This window comes from Acinetobacter sp. YH12120, assembly GCF_013418795.1.
Taxonomy (GTDB): Bacteria; Pseudomonadota; Gammaproteobacteria; order Pseudomonadales; family Moraxellaceae; genus Acinetobacter; species Acinetobacter towneri.
Genome location: NZ_VPBI01000044.1, coordinates 1 through 3,720 on the forward strand (window position 1 = coordinate 1; position 3,720 = coordinate 3,720).

The 3,720-nt window shown below is 37.4% G+C and carries 3 protein-coding genes; 1 reads left to right on the top strand and 2 read right to left on the bottom strand.

Annotation, left to right across the window (positions count from 1 at the left end):
• Positions 1–105 precede the first annotated feature (105 nt).
• Positions 106–717 carry a recombinase family protein gene (locus FTU58_RS13805; RefSeq protein WP_015060246.1) on the top strand — a complete coding sequence of 204 codons (612 nt, stop codon included), beginning with the start codon at positions 106–108 and terminating at the stop codon, positions 715–717.
• A 189-nt stretch (positions 718–906) separates the two neighbouring features.
• On the opposite strand, the gene FTU58_RS13810 is transcribed toward FTU58_RS13805, so the two are convergent.
• A complete protein-coding gene (locus FTU58_RS13810; protein ID WP_000155092.1) occupies positions 907–1,791 on the bottom strand; it encodes an Mph(E) family macrolide 2'-phosphotransferase in 885 nt (294 codons plus the stop codon).
• Between the two features lie 55 nt (positions 1,792–1,846).
• The gene (gene msr(E) / locus FTU58_RS13815) at positions 1,847–3,322 is read right to left on the bottom strand and encodes an ABC-F type ribosomal protection protein Msr(E) (RefSeq protein ID WP_000052512.1); all 1,476 of its coding nucleotides are present in this window, start codon (positions 3,320–3,322) and stop codon (positions 1,847–1,849) included.
• Positions 3,323–3,720: the final 398 nt, after the last annotated feature.

Consider the following 3,720-nt stretch of genomic DNA (forward strand, 5'->3'; position numbering starts at 1 on the left):
TATACCTGAATGATAGCGAGCCAAATCGCATACAATATCTATCATTAGACTTAATGCAATAATTAAATGATAGTATTATCATTAATCTAATAGAATTAAGATTAAATGATAGAAATGAATACACGTATTTATCTACGAGCTTCAACTAAAGATCAAGATGCAGAAAGGGCTTTGCAGATTCTTCAGGATCTAAACCAAAACTTGAATTTGGGTGAAACCATTGTGTACGTGGAAAACTATAGTGGTACGAAGTTAGACCGACCTGAATTGAATAAGCTACTGTCAGAAGCAAATCAAGGTGACACATTGTTAGTTGAAAGTATTGACCGCTTATCACGCCTAACCCAACGAGATTTTCAAGAGCTGAAGCGCAGGATCCAGGAGAAGGGACTTCGTTTAGTCGTAGCAGATCTTCCTACTACCTACCAAATGATTCAAACCAGTGACAGCATTACTCATTCAATCTTGGAACTCATCAACAATATGTTGATTGATCTTCTGGCAACAATGGCCCGCCTAGACAATGAGAAACGTATAGAACGTATTAAGCAGGGCCTGGCACGTTCGGGTTACAAACCAACAGGCAAGAAGGCAAATGAGGCTAAACATAAACGAATAAAAGAATTGCTAGTAGTTGGCAATATGACTAAGGAAGAAATTGCCAAAGCAGTGAATTGTGGAGTTGCAACTGTCTATCGAGTTGCTAAAGTTATCTAAAAGAGGCTTATCTCAACGCGCCCCCAATGGGGCACCGCTGCATTCAGGTTACTTCACATAAGAAATTTTATGTTAAATGATTGTTAGAAATGCCCCTTGATCGAGGCATTTTCTATAAAGAATACTAAAAACTAATTAAAGCCAACCAAGTTTCAAAACAAGGCAGTTCTCAGCAATCATATTTTTAAATTATATAACTCCCAACTGAGCTTTTGCTCCAACGATAAGGCTTTCATTTTGAGTTTCTAAGGCAAATAAACCATACATCAAAGGAGAGGCCGCTGCTCTTTCTAAAGTCTGTTCATATAGTTTATTCCAAACTTTACCCCCTAGTTTTTCATACTCGATGATTAGAGTTTTGAGGCTTTCTTCTCCAAACAAAGTTACATGCCCAGCAAAATCAATCGCTGGGTCATCTATATGGGCTGTTGACCAATCAATAACGCCTGAAACAGCTCCATCCTTTGAAGCTAGTACATGCCCAGCATATAAATCGCCATGTATAAATTGGGTGAAATCTGCCCATAGAACATCATTATCCAACCATTTTCTGTAGCGGGTTTCCAATTGCTCACTTATACCAATTTCAGATTTTACTAACTGCAAATTGTTTGCTATTTCAGGTCTTAAATCTGAAGGTTTCATAATTTTCAAATCATTTTCCCGAACTTCTTTTTCAGGAATACTATGGATTTCAAATAAGGTTTTTGCCAAAGATGTTATGTATTTCGGGCTATCTTTGTCCATATTCCAAATTATTTCATAGGTTTCAGCATCCAAATTTAAAACAGGATTATCTTTAAGTATGGGATAAGCCACTAATTCTGTAGATGAAATTCTCCAATCAGGAACCTCTACAGAAAGATGTTTTTTTACCAATTCTAAAATGCGTTTTTCTTTCTTGATTTGTTCCCTCATGCCATCACGACGAGGAATACGCAGCAACCATTGTTGCCCCTTTGTATCAAGAGCAAAAACGACCTTAAAATCAATGCCCATTTCATTGAAATTCATTTTGTCCGTAAGCAACAAGCCGTGTGCTTCAGCAAGTGATTGAATATCTTGAATTGTCATTTTTAATTTCCTTTAAAGAGTTCAATAATTAATGTTCGGATTAGATTGGCTATCATTAACAATCTCTCTCAAAAGTCTTGATGATTTTGTGGTCTTTGATCTCGTAGATAATGTCAGCAATATTATCGACCAATTGCTTGTCATGAGATACGAAGATAATAGTTCCTGCATAGGACTTCATCATTGTTTCTAATGCGGCAATACTTTTTAGGTCAAGATAGTTTCCTGGTTCATCCATAAGCAAAATATTATATTTTCCTAAAAGCATTTTGGATAAAAGCAGTTTGATGATTTCACCTCCCGATAAGTCGGATAAGTTTTTTTGAATATCATTCGCTCCGATCCCCATTGAAGCCAATACTGCACGAATTTCCGCAACTGTGTACTCGCACTCTTCCTGCATAAAGGAGAGCACAGATTTATGCGTGTTAAATTTATATCCTGTTTGTGTAAAGTAGCCAATTTCAGCTTTTGGAGATATGGTTAATCCATCAGCACGTTCTGATATCATTTTTAACAAGGACGTTTTCCCTGTTCCATTCGATCCAGTTATAGCGACTTTAGCGCCAAGCGGTATTATAAAGTTAGCGTCATCAAAGATAGTACGGCTACCAAATTTTAAGCTCAGACCATCTGCCGTAATCGGGAACTTATTGTGCAGTTCTAGGGCTGAACTTTGACGAAAACGAATAGAACGCAAATGCTCTGGTGCTTGAATATCTTCTAATGCAGCCAAACGCTTTTCCATACTCTTAGCTGCCTGATACAGTTTTCTTTGCTTGGTGCCAGTCATTTTTGCATGCCCAAGTCGTCCAGCACTTTCGGTAGAGTTTTTGGATTTTTCTCCTTTTTTCTTATTGTCTAATCGATTAGCTTGCTGGCGTTTTTCTTGCACAGCAGATTCTAATCGCTCCCGTTCCTTCATCATCAGCTCATATTCTACGGCTTGGTGTTGTCGCTCTTCTTCTTTTTGACGCAAGTAATCCGAGTAACCACCCCAATATTCCGTAATTTTACCGTCTTTTAACTCCCATATCTTGTCTACAACCATATCAAGAAAATATCGGTCATGACTGATAACAAGTAATGCTCCATCAAATGCTTTAAGTTGACCAATAAGTAGATCTATTCCATTGAGATCAAGGTGGCTGGTTGGTTCATCCGCTAGAATGCCATGTACTTGTTGGGAAAATGCGGCAGCAATTTTTGCACGAGTTTCCTCTCCGCCACTCATTGTGTCGTTTTGTACATTGGAAACACCAAGGCGAGATAACATTGCCCGGTCTTCGACCGTTTCTATTTCGATTCCGCCCAGTTGGCTGATATGTGCAAAATCACCAAAACGCTGTAATGTCGCTTCGGCTAAAACAATTTCGCCATTAAGTACTTTGAGTAAACTACTCTTTCCTGCTCCGTTATCACCCACAAGACCAATACGGTCATAAGAGTGAATTTCCAATTCATCAATATCCAAAACATCACGCCCAGCATAATCCAAGCGTATGTTTCTCGCTTTAATAATTAAACTCATTTTTATTTACTCCTGTTTAGCTCTTGAAATTTTTTATGCAGCAAACAGGATTTAGGTGAAAACAAAAGCTAGCATCACAGTGTCCTCCCAAAAAAAAAGCTATTCATCCACAGGGTGGACAAATAGCTAGTCAATTAAGTTATAACTGGAAACTATGCACTAAAAGCATACTTATAAATTAAGCATACTTTTACTTTATATATCCGCATATATTCTTAAAGACACAACAAAAGCCCACCATTATAAAATAGTGTCACTATGCAAATAGTTGTGTCTTAACGAATGCGGATAGAATGCATAAACTTACCTAAAAAATAAAATTCAGTTTTATGATAACTTTACTGTTAAAAGAAGTCTAGACAACCTTGTTTTATGCTTGGATATAAGGCTTATTTTAA

What these genes read in the sequence shown, in the direction of transcription:
- FTU58_RS13805 (WP_015060246.1), top strand. Translation starts at nt 106, where the DNA reads ATGATAGAAATGAATACACGTATTTATCTACGAGCTTCAACTAAAGAT.
- FTU58_RS13810 (WP_000155092.1), bottom strand. Translation starts at nt 1,791, where the DNA reads ATGACAATTCAAGATATTCAATCACTTGCTGAAGCACACGGCTTGTTG.